Source organism: Streptomyces sp. NPDC127129 (assembly GCF_042671585.1).
Taxonomy (GTDB): Bacteria; Actinomycetota; Actinomycetes; order Streptomycetales; family Streptomycetaceae; genus Streptomyces.
On sequence record NZ_JBHXTV010000004.1, the window covers coordinates 43,664 to 55,841 of the forward strand.

Consider the following 12,178-nt stretch of genomic DNA (forward strand, 5'->3'; position numbering starts at 1 on the left):
TCCCGTGGAGGACTACTGGACCGTGGGGCGCGTGGCCGAGCTGGCCGGGGTGAGCGTCCGCACGTTGCATCACTACGACCAGATCGGGCTCGTTCGCCCGTCGGCGCGGACCGTGGCGGGGTACCGGGCCTACGCGGCATCCGACGTGGAGCGGCTGCGGGAGGTGCTGGCCTATCGCCGGTTGGGCTTCGGGCTGCGGGAGGTCGCGGAACTGGTCGGCGACCCGTCCACCGACGCGGTCGCGCACCTGCGGCGGCTGCGCGGCCTGCTGCTGGAACGGCGGGATCGCGCCGAGGCGATGGTGGCGGCCGTCGACAGGGAACTTGAGGCACGGGCGAAGGGGCTGAAGGTGACACCGGAGGAGCAACTGCAGATGCTGGGTGCACGGTTGTACGACGAGATCGGCGGCGCCTACACGGCGACACGACGCACCGAACCCCGGATCGCCGCACAGATCTGGGACGCGCTCGGGGACGCGCGGACGGTCCTGAACGTCGGGGCCGGCACCGGCTCCTACGAGCCCGTCGACCGCGATGTGACCGCGGTGGAGCCATCGGCGGTCATGCGGGCGCAGCGGCCTGCAGGCTCGGCGCCGTGCGTGGCGGCATCCGCGGAGAGGCTGCCGTTCGAGGACGCCTCCTTCGACGTCGCGATGGCCGTCTCCACCGTTCACCACTGGGGTGACCCGATCGCGGGGCTGCGCGAGATGCGGCGCGTGGCCCGCCGCGTCGTGGTGCTCACCTTCGACACGGACGAGACCGGCTGGCAGGACCGTTTCTGGCTCACCCGCGACTACCTGCCCGAATTCGTCGCCGTCCTCGCGGACTTCCCGTCACTCACGGGCATGGCCGACGCGATCGGCGCCCGCGCCGAGCCGGTGCCCGTCCCCTGGAACTGCGCCGACGGCCTGTTCGAGGCGTACTGGCGCCGGCCGGGGGCGTACCTGGAGGATCACGTACGCCGTGCGATGTCGGTATGGACGAAGGTCGGCCCGGAGGCAGAGCAGCGGGCGGTACGGAGCCTCGGCGACGATCTCGGTTCCGGACGCTGGGCCGAACGCAACCGCGCCCTCGCCGACCTCGACGCGGCAGACCTCGGTCTCCGCCTGCTCGTGGCCTGAACACCGGGGGCGGCTCGCCGAGCCAGGCCAAGGCTCTCGGCTGCGGCAATGCCTCCCTGCCACGGGAGAGTGAAGTCACCGAGTTCCGGAAATCCTCGGCGCCTGCTTCGGGATCATGGTTCCGTTGTGCACGACGAAGGGGCGGCCGGCGACCGGGCTGTCCGCCTCGTCGGCCGTCCCGGTCGCCGCTCCGGGATCAGTCGTTCCGTCAGACCTGTCGTTCCGGGAGCCGAGGGACGGGAATCCCGTCATGCTCCCGATGAGCCGTAAGCAAGGAAGTCTCCCGTGACCGGACTGTCCTCCAAGCCTGTCGTCGACGACACGCCTCGCCCCCACAGCCTGGGCACGTGGACCGCCACGCTGCTCGTGTTCGGGTCGTCGGCCGCGGTCCTGGTGGTGGAGATCGTCGCTCTGCGGCTGCTGGCTCCCTATCTCGGCCTCACCCTCGAGACCAGCACGTTGGTGATCGGCATCGCCCTCACCGCGATCGCCGCCGGCTCCTGGCTGGGCGGGCGCATCGCCGACCAGGTCGATCCGAGCCGGTTGATCGGCCCCGCGCTCGGCCTGTCGGGAGCGGTCGTCGCACTCACCCCCGTCGTACTGCGCAGCACGGCGGAATGGGCGCCGGAGCTGCTCCTGCTGATCGCGTCGCTGACCATCCTCCTGCCCGGCGCGCTGCTCGCCGCGGTGACGCCGATCGTGACCAAGCTGCGTCTGACCAGCCTCGCCGAGACCGGCACGGTCGTCGGCCGGCTCTCCGGTGTCGGCACCTTCGGCGCCATCGTCGGCACGATCCTCACCGGCTTCGTCCTCATCTCACGGTTGCCGGTCAGTGCCATCCTGATCGGCCTGGGAACGCTGCTGGTCGCCGGCTCGGCGCTGGTCGAGCTGCGCACGCGCAAGTGGCGCGGCACCGCGACCCTGACGCTCGTGGTCGTGGGCGCCGGCCTCGCCACCACGGTCGCGCCCGGTGCCTGTGACACGGAGACCCGGTACCACTGCGCACGGGTCGTCGCCGACCCCGACCGGGGCACCGGCCGCACGCTCGTCCTGGACGGCGTGCGGCACTCCTACGTCGACACCGACGACCCGACATACCTGGAGTTCGAGTACGTGCGCGCCATCGCCGCGGTGGTCGACTCGGCCTTTCCCGCGGGTGAGCCACTCTCCGCCCACCACGTGGGCGGAGGCGGGCTCACCTTTCCCCGCTACCTCGCCGCGACTCGGCCCGGAACGCGCAGCCTCGTGTCCGAGATCGACAGCGGGGTCGTGCACATCGACCACAGCCGGCTGGGTCTGAGCCCGCGGAGCGGCATCGACGTACGCGTCGAGGACGGCAGGCTCGGCCTGCGGCGGCTGGACGATGCCGGCCACGACCTCGTCGTCGGCGACGCCTTCGGGGGCGTCAGCGTCCCGTGGCACCTCACCACCGTGGAGGCGATGGCCGACGTGCGGCGAGTGCTCGACGACGACGGCCTGTACGTGGCCAACCTCATCGATCACGGAAACCTCGCCTTCGCCCGCGCCGAAGTGGCCACCCTCGGCGCGGTCTTCGAGCACGTCGCCCTCCTCGGCGAACCCGCCCACATCGGCCTCGACCCGACCGCCACCTCCAAGGGCGGCAATTTCGTGGTGCTCGCCTCCGACCGACCGGTCGACCTCCGCGCGACCCAGGAAGCGCTGGACGCCCGGGGGACCGGCTGGAAGATCGCCACCGGCGCCGACCTCACCTCCTGGATCGGCGACGCCCGACGGCTCACCGACGACTACGCACCCGTCGACCAGCTCCTCCAGCCGTACAGCCCACGGAGCACCCGGTGACCCTCAGGCAGCGCTGGTGATCAGGTCGCTCAGAGGCTGGGCCGAGTCCGTTCCGGAGTGGCCGAGGGGCGCGTCGAAACTCCAGACGAGGAAGAGCAGGAAGACCACCAGAGCACTGAAGGTGGTGGCAAGCAGCAGTTCGCGCGCGGAGCGGCGGATCTGCAGGGTGTAGAGCAGGCCGAGGGTGACCATGGCGCCGGCGACGAGGCCGAACCAGAGTGCGGCGGGCAGTGTCGTGCCGGAGGTGTCCAGCCGCTGGTGACGGGCGTCGTCAGCGGCCGCCACCTGGTCCAGGAGCGGCTGGTAGGCCTGAGCCTGGAGTTCGTCGGCCGGCGCGCGGTGGGCGATGTCGCTGCGGATGCGGCCCAACAGCTCGGCGCCGGTGCCGTCGACGGGCGTGCCGTCCTTCAGGGCCGGCCATTCGGCGGCGACGGCGTGCCGGGCGTAGGCGTCGATGTGCGTCTTGATCTGCGTCCGGAAGGCGGCGGGATAGACGTCCAGGCGCTGGTCGATCTCGTACAGGGCCTGGGCCTCGCGCTGGACGGTGTCCTCGGCCGCACTACGGGCCTCCCACACGCCGGCGATCGCCAGACCGAGCACGATGGCGTAGACGACGCCGACCATCATGACCATGTACTCCAGCACGTCCGGGGTCTCGGAGGTGTCCTCGTCGACGTCCACGCGCCGGTGCCGTACGACGGTCGCTGTGACGACGAGAACGCAGACCAGGACAGAGGCCAGGGTGTAGACGAGCCATTCCGGCATAGGACAACTCCATGACAGGTGAAGCGATGTGGACGAAGGGCGGGCCGACGCGGTGGGCCGCTCGGCCGGGTATCCGCGGACCCGACGGGGAGACGACGGTCAGCCACGGCCGCGGCGACGGGACCCCGGTCGGAGGGCGGCTGCGGCGAGAACAGCCGGGAGGGTGACCACGACCGTGGACATGGTCATCGAGAGCCTGGCCGGCGCCGGACGCGCCGGACCGCCGGTGTAGTGCGAACGAGGCACCCAACGGAAGGCCTGGGGCGCTTCCGCCGGTCGCGGCGGCGCCGGGGCGGTGCTCGGCGCGGGGTCCGAGGCCGGTGCCGGCTCGGGACGGGGAGAGGGCGCGGGCGGCGCGGGGAGCGCGGGCGCCGGAGCCGCTTCCGGTGGAGCCGAGAGCACGCGTCCGGGCGTCCTGTGCGGCGTCGGCGTCGGCGTCGGCGTGGGTCCGGGCTCCGGGGCCGACGGTGACGGAGGCGAGGGAGACGGCCGCACCACGGGCGGTGGTGTGACCGGCGGGGACGGCGGTGTGCAGGCGGGCCGATGGGGTTCGGGCGCCTCATCGCCGTACCCCATGTCGACGCTGACGTCCGGGGCACACACCACCAGGCGATGGCCGGTGAGGTCGTGGTCCATGACGACGGTGACGTCGCCGTGCTGCGGCAGCGGGCACAGGGCTGCCGCAGCCCCTAGACCGACATTGATCCAGCCACCCACTCGTCGTTCCTCACCGTCGCGGCCTGAAGTCGTACGCGCGCCGGGGACCCGAGGACGGAGGGCGCAGCCACTGCGGGTAACGATCATGACCGGGGCCGGTCACGGGATGCCGTGCCTGCCGTCGGGGTGAACGCTTCATCAGGTGCCCGACAGGAAGCGGCTCGAAGCGGTCGCCGCTCCCTGTCACAGGGGTGGGGGACCCGCTTACGCCGTCACACGGAAGTAGTTGTAGAGGCACACCCGTTCCGAGCCCTTCACCAGGCACACGTCGAGGTCGTACTTGCTGCCCTCGTCGAGGTTGCCGGTCTGCCACGGGGTCGTGTACGGAGACGGGTGTCCCTGCGTGGAAGCCTCGCGGATCAGCCACCCGGGAGATGAGACAAGCCCTTCGATGCCCCACCCGTCGGCCCCGTCGTCCATCGCGCGCAGCGCGTCCCCGGGGCGCTGTCGCTGCGGTGCCTGCACCGGTTCCGAGGGAGACACCCACCATGGTGGGGCTGGGCACAGGCCGGGCATCATGTTCGGATGCCGGACACCACAGCGCGCGCTGCACTTCTCGAGCACCTCCACCGGACGCTCCCGGGGCGCGTCATCGACGAGGTCCCAGGGGTGGAGGGACCCATCGAGGACCGCGTACCCGGATTCAGGGTGCTCCGGGTTCATCCCGCGCATCCGGGCGACTGGTGGCTGTATGTGACGTCGGGCTGTTGGGAGGCGACGCAGCACGACGGCCATGGCACGGAGTTCTTCCTGGCGGCACCGCGCGACGACTGGACGAACCTGGAGAGCGTCACGGTCAACGCGTACTACCACTGCGGACCGGTGCACCAGCGGCTCGACGTCGGGCACACCGTCCCTATCGGCCGCCCGTGGCTGGACGACTCCGACTGCGACCACTACCTGGTGAGCCTGCCGTATCCCTTCGGACCCGACTTCGAGGTCTGCCAGTGGGAAGGCGGAGCCCATGCCCGGATTCTGTGGCTGTTGCCGATCACCGCGGCGGAGAAGGACTACCGTCGTGAGAGGGGACTCGAGGCCCTCGAAGTCCGTTTCGACGAGCATGCGATCGACCCCGTCGATCCAGGGCGGGCCTCCGTGGCCTGAGACGGGCCCGGCGAAGGCAGGCAGGCACGCACCGGTGCGCCCCCAGGACACTTGTCCCGGGGGCGCACCGGCGCGGACACGATCGAGTCCTGGCTAGTCGGTCCGCTCGACGACGAAGACGGGAATCTCCCGATCGGTCTTGCGCTGGTAGTCCGCGTAGTCGGGGAAGGCGGCGACAGCGCGCTCCCACCACGCCTGCCGCTCCTCGCCGGTGACCACGCGGGCCTTCATGTCCCAGACATCCTGGCCGTCGCGCAGTTCGACGAGAGGCGAGGCGACCAGATTGTGGTACCAGACCGGATGCTTCACCGCGCCGCCGTTCGAGGCGACGAGCGCGTAGGCCCCGTCGTGTTCCACCCGCATGAGCGGCGTCTTGCGGATCTTGCCGCTCTTCACGCCGACGTTCGTCACCAGGACCACGGGCAGGCCCCGCATCGTCGTTCCCTTGGTACCACCTGACGACTCGTACAGCTCGACCTGGTTCCGCACCCACTGCGACGGACTGGGCTCGTATACACCTTCGAGTGGCATGAACACCCTTCCCTGGGATCCGGCGACACCGGATCCCGTAGACGCTCTCAGGCAACCGCCGTCGGGACTGTCTGCATGGCAGCCGCGTGGCGACCACCATCTCCCCGCCGACGTACGGTCCAGCCGATCCCGCACCAGGTGTATTCCCGGCAGCGCAAGACGAAGGCGAACTGCTCCCACGCGGCCCCCCTGGAGGTCGGCACCGCGGTGGGCCCGGTCCACACAGCGGTCGCTACGATCATCCGACGACAGGCGGCGAAGAGGGCAGGGGTCGGGGCATGAGTTTCTTCGGTGGAATCGACGACCTCGAACTCTTCCTTACACGCAGCCGCATGATGACCGTCATGTCCGTCCCGGTCTGTGTGGCAGTGATGGTCTTCTTCCTCAGTGAGGAGGGCTGGCACTTCAGCCTGCTGCTGTGCTGCGTGCTCCCGTTGATCGCCGCCTACCTGGGGGTTCGTGGCAAGCGGGAGATCCGCGGCGGCCTCGCAGCAGCGGGACTCGCGCTCGCCGTTGCCACCCTGCCGCTGACACTCGTCCTGGCACGGCTCGAAGGGGCGTAGGAGGGCGTACGGAGAGCCCCCGGCCCCCTCGCGAGTCCGCGCCGGGTACCGGCCTTCCGCAGATGCGGCTTCAGCCGGACCCATGAACATGCCAACGAGCTGAACCCGCAACAGTCACCTGATCCGCCGGACAGCCCTGGGGAAGCGGAAGCGACGGTCTCCTACCGCTGAAATCCGACTACTTGGCGACCGCGACCGCGACGGCGAGGACGGCGCTGAACACCATCAACGACGTCGCGAACGCCTTGCCGGACGCGGCGACGCACGCAGGAACCGGGCTGCCGCCCCAGCGCGCCACAGCGAAGGCCGCCCCTGCTGCCAGCAGCGAGAGGATCACGCCCAGAGCGATCGACAGGACCAGCATCGCGGTGTGGGTGAGGTTCACGGATTCCTCCAAGGCCGTTCGGCGGAGGGCGATCTGCTCTCGGACCGCCTGGAATCGACGATCCACCTCCCACCTGCGCTGATGAACCGGTTGGATGTTGTTTCCGGGACAACGAGGGGTTGTTCGACGGACAACTCGCTGAAGGGGGGGGCGACGTGGGGACTTCGAAGCGCCCGGGGCGTCCGTGGGCGGCGGCGCGCGGATCGTGCACGGAGATCAACGACCTCGTGCACATCCTGCGCGGCTGGCTCGACGCGTCGAACGTATCGGTCACCCGGCTGCACCGGCTCCTGACGCCGGAACACTTCGGCGGGGATGTACCAGCGATGTGGCGCTTACGTGAGCAGCTCAACGGCGTGGGCCTGACGTGGGAGCTCGCCGAGGCCGTCGCCGACGTGTGTTTCCCGTACGAAAGCGGGCAGCACGCGTCCGACCGCCTGGAGGTGATCCGGCCGTTGTGGGAGGCGGCGGGCACAGCCCCGACTGCCACCGTGCCCCATGCCGCATACGACCTTGTCGAGGCCCAGAAGGGCACGATCGCGGCGCTCGAGGATCTCAACCGGGTCCGTCAGGCGTTCGAGATCAGCGAGCAGGCGCGGGTGCAGGCGCTGCAGGTGGCCACCGTGCTGTTCGCCCTGCTCGGGCAGGCGCAGGCCCAGGTTGCCCAGCTCACACGGCAGTTGGACGCGATCCGGGCCTCGGCCCATCCCGAACCGGTCGAGGTCCGTACGACCTCCGGCCGGCTGGAACGTGCGCGAAAGCAGACGGAGGACCTCCGGCTGCAGCTGGCACGCGCCGAGGCCGAGCGGGACAAGGCACAACAGGTCGCCGATCTCGCAGCCCGCCAGATCATCGACCTGGAGGAGGAGCTGCGGGAACTTCGGCGGGAGGTGAAGGACGACGGGCCGCCCTCGGGCAGTACGGAGGTGGTGCTCCCCGCTCCGGCGGATGCCGCTGACGACGACGCCCTCGACCAGGTCGACGCTGCGCTCCGTAAGGCCCGCGATGTGCTCGACCGCGAGCACGAGGCAGTCCAGGAGGCGGCCGAGGACATCGGCTGGTGGGACGAGACGGACAAGCGCATCGCCGGCAGGGTCGTTCCCGGCCGGACCGGCGAGAGAGTCATTCCCGGTGAGACCGTCGGCGACGAGGTTCCAGGGGCGGGGGAGGGGTTGTCCCGGACAACCCCTGACAACCCCAGGACCAGTGAGGACGTGGCGGCGGGAGACTTTCCGCCTGCCGCGTTCCCTCTCGGAGACGTCCTGGTAGGAGCCCTCGACCAGATCGAGGCGATCGGCACATCGGGCAGTGCCGGTCTGCCGACAGGCTTCAAGGATCTCGACATCCTGACGGGCGGACTCCACCCCGGGCAGCTGATCGTTCTCGCTGGCGCCACCTCCATGGGCAAGTCCATCCTGGCCCAGGACATCTTGCGGTCCGTCTCGATCGGTCAGGGGCTCCCGTCAGTCCTCTTCACGCTCGAAGAGAGTCGGAACGACGTGGTGATGCGGCTGCTGTCGGCCGAATGCCGCGTCGCCCTGCACCGTATGCGCTCCGGGACCATGGACGACGAGGACTGGACCCGACTGGCGCGACGCATGGCGGACGTGTCCGCCGCGCCCCTCTACATCCAGGACGGCGCCACCCCGTCGTTCAGAGAACTGTGCGAACACGCCCGGCGGCTCCACGCCAGGAACGACATCCGTCTCATCGTTGTCGACGCCATGCATCTGCTCGCCAACGACCTGCGGCCGCTGGACCCGCACGCCGAGGAGAACACCGAGATCGCCCTCGGGCTCAAGCTCCTGGCTTCCGAGCTCGAAGTACCGGTGATCGCCGTCTCTCAGCTCACCCCGACCCATGAGTCGCGCACCCCCACGATGCCGACCCTCGCCGACCTGCATGCGTCCGGCTCGCTCGAGAACCACGCCGACCTGGTGGTCCTTCTGTACAGGGAAGACGCGTACGTCAGAGATACACCGCGAGCCGGAGAGGCCGACCTGATCATCGCCAAACACCGCCAAGGGCCGACCGGCGTCGTCACCGTGCTCTTCCAGGGGCACTACTCGCGCTTCGTCGACTTCAGCTGACGCCTGCAGGTCACGCGCGGCGGCCGGCGGGCCGGTGGGCGAGGTGCGGACTCGTTCGCGCGCAGCCGCTCCTCACCCGGTCACGATGATTCTCAGGGTGTACGGCGCGCCGGTGCTGATCGCCTCCGCCTGCTCGCGCAGATCGGCCGGAGTGAAGCCGAGGAGCGCCTGGTCGGCGGCCGCACGGAGCAACGGCAGGATCTCCGCCACCGGGCGGCCGCGGTGCGACGCGGCGAGTGCGGCGAAGGCCTCCTGATACGGGGTGCCGTAAGGGCTGGCGCTGTCGGCCAGCAGGTGGTCCAGGTGTTGTCTGTCGACACTGATCTCGCCCATGACCCGCTCCGGTGCTCCGGTGGCCGGCGTGCTCCGGCCCTCGTCCACGACGTTACGAGGGGGGTCTGACAATCCCGGGACACGCCTGGACCCTTCCCGTGGGGAGCCGGGAAGGGGCGGCGTGGGTCCGCCCGCCGGACGGCAGACGGAACCAGGGTCGCGATCCCCTTCCGGGGTGGTGCGCGAGGACCGCGTACGGACACATTGCCACCGTCGGCCCGGCGTGCGACAGAGTCGTGCACCGAGAACATGCGCATATGCCAGCGCCTGCCCTGTCCACCTCGTGCGCGTGCGCCGGGCAGCTCAGGATGCCCGGCGCACGCGGTTCAGGAGGGCCGGCCGGCCTGGCTCTCCGCCGTGGACGAGCGGAGAGCGGGGTGCCGGCCCGTCGGGTCAGCGGTGGTGGCGGCCGCCCCAGGACTCGGTGTCGACGGTGCGGCCGTGGTCGTCGCGGAGGGTCGCCTTGTCGCGGTGGTCCCAGACGTAGTCGCGGCGGTCCTGGTAGAGGTCGGTGCGGGTGTCGCGACCGTAGCCGGTGTGGATGCGGACGGTGGCGCGGCCGCCGAGACGGTAGTCGTCGAAGCGGTAGCGGTTGCCGTCACTGTCGCGCAGGGTCCAGCCGTCCAGGTTCACCGAGTGGCGGGAGTTGTTGGTGATCTCGACCCACTCGCCGTTCAGCGACCGGTTGGTGCGATTGTCGCGTCCGGGGCTGTCGGCCTGGACGCGGCTGATCTCCACCCGCTCCTGACGGTGGCGGTCGCCGTCGTGGGCGGCGGCCGGCAGGGCGGCGACGGAGACCATGGCGCCGGCCGCGAGGGCGGTGGCGGCGATACGGCGGGCGGTCGAAGAAGCAGACATGGGTGATGTCTCCTCGAGAACGGCGCCTCAGCAGCAGGAATTCGCTGGTGAGAGCGGTGTGGATGCCGGTCCGGTGTGGGCCGGGGACGCACACTGTGCCGCCCCGCCGGGCACGTCGGCACGCCGACCGAGTCCAGTTACCGATTACGGACATTTCCGTAACCGTCGCCTGTATCGATCAAGCATCCCGATAGGCATGGTCCCGACATTTGCTGACTGCTGCACCCACCCGTCGCATCGGCGACGGCAAGCCCTTGCGCGCTCCGGCGCGCCACCGATCGCGCCACCCGGCATGCTCCGCCGATCAGGTGGCGGGCCCGCGTAACGGCAGTTCTGCACGTTTCTTCGCACAACTAGCAGGCTTTCGCACACGAGGGCGGCAGGTCGGAGCGGCCGCCGGCGGTCGTCTTCTCCTCTCCGTGCGCCGTACGCCTACATGACGTGCGCTCGCCTTACGACACACCCCTTGCTGTCGTAGCGTCCTGCTGCGGCTACGCGGGAGAGTCGGGTCCCACGTCGCCGCGCGGCAGTTGTCACCGAGGCAAGCGCTCGGTGCGAGCGCCCCTCCGACCGCAGAGGAATCACTGTGCGCAGACGATCTGTCCTCTTCGCCGCGGGAGCCCTGCCCGCCCCCCTGGCCACGCCGTTGAGGCGGGCCTTCGCGGCGTCGCCGATGCCGCCCGTGCTGGACCACCGGGTCGAGAGGGTGTACGACGGGCGGTCGTACACCGACCTGTCCGGTGAGATCGTGAAGGTGCGGGCACTGGCCGCGGGCACGATTCTGGCCACCTTCAGCACGACGAGCCGCAACACGGCGATGACGTTGGTCAGCGCCTCGGACCCGACGAGACCGGCGACGGACGTCGCGGTCTGTGTCAGTGCCGGCAGGCTGCAGTTCTCCGTGCGCAGCAACGGAGCCGTCAAGCAGAACCACCTCACGCGCACCATGTACGACGACGGCATGCCGCACACCGTCGCGATCACCGTGAACAGCAGCGGGACCACCTTCTACGCCGACGGGCGTCGCGTCCTCACCACGGGTCAGGCCAACTTCTTCGCCGGCGCGGCCCCCCTCACCGCGCTCAACATCGCGCGGAACGTCGACAGTGGGCATCCCGGCGGCGCCGGGTTCTACACCGGCACCATCAAGCGCGTCGCCGTCTACGACCGGGTCCTGTCGGCGAGGGAGGTGGCCGCGGTGAGTGTGCGCCTCGACCTCGTCGACTTCGGCACGCTCTCCTCGATCCTCAACTCGAGTACTCCGGCCGTCTGGTTGACCACGGGTGACAGCATCACCCATGGCGCACTCTGGACCAACGGCTGGCGCAGCTACTGCGAGCACTTCCAGGAGCGACTGCGCTACGAACTCGGCAAGCCCAAGCACAGCGACTTCGTCATCGACACCGGAGTCAGCGCGAGCACCACCAACGACCTGGTGGCGAAATTCGCCGATCGCGTCTCCGTGTTCCGGCCCAAGGTCGTGTCGATCATGCTGGGTACGAACGACGCCGCCACCGCCTCGACCGGACGCGACGTGTACCGGGCCAACCTGCGCAAGCTCGTGGCGAACGTCCGCGCACTGCCCGGCGGAGCCGTACCCCTGTTGCAGACCCCCAATCCGGTCGACCTGAACCGGTGGCCGAACCACGCCGCCCTCGCGGACTACGCCACGATCATGCGCGAGGTCGCGGAGGAGTCGGGTGTCGTGCTCATCGACCACCACGCGCACTGGCTCGCGACCAACGGCGGCACGGTCCCTCTGAACCTCCTCGGCGACGGCCTGCACCCGGACCAGCGAGGCCATCTCTTCCTCGCCAAGAAGATGATCAGGGACCTGCGCGTCTTCGACCCCGCCAGCCGCGTGTGCTCCCTGACCATTCCGTAGGCGACA

General features: G+C 70.1%; 13 protein-coding genes. 7 read left to right on the plus strand and 6 right to left on the minus strand.

Features of this window, described 5'->3' with window-relative positions:
* The first annotated feature begins 22 nt into the window (after nucleotides 1-22).
* Both ACFVGW_RS08640 and ACFVGW_RS08645 read left to right on the plus strand, forming a co-directional pair.
* The gene (locus ACFVGW_RS08640; RefSeq protein WP_385851712.1) at nucleotides 23-1,120 is read left to right on the plus strand and encodes a methyltransferase domain-containing protein; all 1,098 of its coding nucleotides are present in this window, start codon (nucleotides 23-25) and stop codon (nucleotides 1,118-1,120) included.
* Nucleotides 1,121-1,405: 285 nt separating this feature from the next.
* Nucleotides 1,406-2,941 carry a fused MFS/spermidine synthase gene (locus ACFVGW_RS08645; RefSeq protein ID WP_385851351.1) on the plus strand — a complete coding sequence of 512 codons (1,536 nt, stop codon included), beginning with the start codon at nucleotides 1,406-1,408 and terminating at the stop codon, nucleotides 2,939-2,941.
* 3 nt (nucleotides 2,942-2,944) lie between these two features.
* Here the strand turns inward: ACFVGW_RS08645 and ACFVGW_RS08650 are convergent, their stop codons facing one another.
* On the minus strand, nucleotides 2,945-3,706 hold the full coding sequence (locus ACFVGW_RS08650) for a hypothetical protein (protein ID WP_383289479.1): 762 nt from the start codon (nucleotides 3,704-3,706) through the stop codon (nucleotides 2,945-2,947).
* A 543-nt stretch (nucleotides 3,707-4,249) separates the two neighbouring features.
* Here ACFVGW_RS08650 and ACFVGW_RS08655 point away from each other — a divergent pair.
* Nucleotides 4,250-4,399, plus strand: a complete 150-nt coding sequence (locus ACFVGW_RS08655) for a hypothetical protein (RefSeq protein ID WP_385851352.1) — start codon at nucleotides 4,250-4,252, stop codon at nucleotides 4,397-4,399.
* Between the two features lie 228 nt (nucleotides 4,400-4,627).
* On the opposite strand, the gene ACFVGW_RS08660 is transcribed toward ACFVGW_RS08655, so the two are convergent.
* Nucleotides 4,628-4,906 (minus strand): hypothetical protein, encoded by a 279-nt coding sequence (locus ACFVGW_RS08660; protein ID WP_385851353.1) that lies wholly within the window; start codon nucleotides 4,904-4,906, stop codon nucleotides 4,628-4,630.
* A 42-nt stretch (nucleotides 4,907-4,948) separates the two neighbouring features.
* On the opposite strand from ACFVGW_RS08660, the gene ACFVGW_RS08665 reads away from it, so the two are divergent.
* Nucleotides 4,949-5,527 carry a suppressor of fused domain protein gene (locus tag ACFVGW_RS08665; protein WP_385851354.1) on the plus strand — a complete coding sequence of 193 codons (579 nt, stop codon included), beginning with the start codon at nucleotides 4,949-4,951 and terminating at the stop codon, nucleotides 5,525-5,527.
* Between the two features lie 93 nt (nucleotides 5,528-5,620).
* Here ACFVGW_RS08665 and ACFVGW_RS08670 read toward each other — a convergent pair whose 3' ends face one another.
* Entirely contained in the window at nucleotides 5,621-6,058 is a 438-nt protein-coding gene (locus tag ACFVGW_RS08670) for a nitroreductase family deazaflavin-dependent oxidoreductase (protein ID WP_385851355.1), read from the minus strand.
* 344 nt (nucleotides 6,059-6,402) lie between these two features.
* Here ACFVGW_RS08670 and ACFVGW_RS08675 point away from each other — a divergent pair, with 344 nt between their 5' ends.
* Nucleotides 6,403-6,621, plus strand: a complete 219-nt coding sequence (locus tag ACFVGW_RS08675; RefSeq protein ID WP_385851356.1) for a hypothetical protein — start codon at nucleotides 6,403-6,405, stop codon at nucleotides 6,619-6,621.
* A gap of 178 nt (nucleotides 6,622-6,799) precedes the next feature.
* Here the strand turns inward: ACFVGW_RS08675 and ACFVGW_RS08680 are convergent, their stop codons facing one another.
* Complete coding sequence (locus ACFVGW_RS08680; protein WP_383221548.1) at nucleotides 6,800-7,006, minus strand: hypothetical protein; 207 nt, start codon at nucleotides 7,004-7,006, stop codon at nucleotides 6,800-6,802.
* Between the two features lie 155 nt (nucleotides 7,007-7,161).
* Here ACFVGW_RS08680 and ACFVGW_RS08685 point away from each other — a divergent pair, with 155 nt between their 5' ends.
* Nucleotides 7,162-9,096, plus strand: a complete 1,935-nt coding sequence (locus ACFVGW_RS08685) for a DnaB-like helicase C-terminal domain-containing protein (protein WP_385851357.1) — start codon at nucleotides 7,162-7,164, stop codon at nucleotides 9,094-9,096.
* Between the two features lie 72 nt (nucleotides 9,097-9,168).
* Here the strand turns inward: ACFVGW_RS08685 and ACFVGW_RS08690 are convergent, their stop codons facing one another.
* Entirely contained in the window at nucleotides 9,169-9,429 is a 261-nt protein-coding gene (locus tag ACFVGW_RS08690) for a hypothetical protein (RefSeq protein ID WP_385851358.1), read from the minus strand.
* 393 nt (nucleotides 9,430-9,822) lie between these two features.
* Nucleotides 9,823-10,287 carry a lamin tail domain-containing protein gene (locus ACFVGW_RS08695; protein ID WP_385851359.1) on the minus strand — a complete coding sequence of 155 codons (465 nt, stop codon included), beginning with the start codon at nucleotides 10,285-10,287 and terminating at the stop codon, nucleotides 9,823-9,825.
* Nucleotides 10,288-10,873: 586 nt separating this feature from the next.
* Between ACFVGW_RS08695 and ACFVGW_RS08700 the strand changes: the two genes are divergently transcribed.
* The gene (locus tag ACFVGW_RS08700) at nucleotides 10,874-12,172 is read left to right on the plus strand and encodes a GDSL-type esterase/lipase family protein (RefSeq protein ID WP_385851360.1); all 1,299 of its coding nucleotides are present in this window, start codon (nucleotides 10,874-10,876) and stop codon (nucleotides 12,170-12,172) included.
* The last annotated feature ends 6 nt before the right edge of the window (nucleotides 12,173-12,178 follow it).

Coding starts and splice junctions, on each gene's coding strand:
- ACFVGW_RS08650 (WP_383289479.1), bottom strand. CDS start 3,706: ATGCCGGAATGGCTCGTCTACACCCTGGCCTCTGTCCTGGTCTGCGTT.
- ACFVGW_RS08655 (WP_385851352.1), top strand. CDS start 4,250: ATGGGGTTCGGGCGCCTCATCGCCGTACCCCATGTCGACGCTGACGTC.
- ACFVGW_RS08665 (WP_385851354.1), top strand. CDS start 4,949: ATGCCGGACACCACAGCGCGCGCTGCACTTCTCGAGCACCTCCACCGG.
- ACFVGW_RS08670 (WP_385851355.1), bottom strand. CDS start 6,058: ATGCCACTCGAAGGTGTATACGAGCCCAGTCCGTCGCAGTGGGTGCGG.
- ACFVGW_RS08675 (WP_385851356.1), top strand. CDS start 6,403: ATGTCCGTCCCGGTCTGTGTGGCAGTGATGGTCTTCTTCCTCAGTGAG.
- ACFVGW_RS08690 (WP_385851358.1), bottom strand. CDS start 9,429: ATGGGCGAGATCAGTGTCGACAGACAACACCTGGACCACCTGCTGGCC.
- ACFVGW_RS08695 (WP_385851359.1), bottom strand. CDS start 10,287: ATGTCTGCTTCTTCGACCGCCCGCCGTATCGCCGCCACCGCCCTCGCG.